We start from the raw sequence: 236 nt of genomic DNA on the forward strand, positions 1-236 counted from the left end.
GGATGCCAGCCGGCGCATCACTGCCCCACCACCACCGCCGCGTTGGGCAGCTCGCCGAACATCTCGGGCTTGTACACCGCCTCGACCCGCGTCGGCGGCAGGCTGAAGTGGCCGGCGTTATTCAGGCGCACCGTGTACTCGATGCTCCACTGCCCTTTCGGCACGAAGTCGTAATAGGCGCGGAAGGCGCCCTGGGTGCGTTCCTCGAACGCCGGCCAGGCCCAGCCGCGCTGGCG

At 69.5% G+C, this 236-nt stretch carries 1 protein-coding gene; it reads right to left on the bottom strand.

Going from position 1 to position 236, the window contains the following annotated elements; all coding sequences use genetic code 11:
* Positions 1 to 17: 17 nt before the first annotated feature.
* Positions 18 to 236: hypothetical protein (locus KVT32_RS31570; protein ID WP_217619580.1), on the bottom strand; the 219-nt coding region annotated here is incomplete at its 5' end.

The organism is Achromobacter sp. GbtcB20 (assembly GCF_019091095.1).
Lineage (GTDB): Bacteria > Pseudomonadota > Gammaproteobacteria > Burkholderiales > Burkholderiaceae_B > Achromobacter > Achromobacter mucicolens.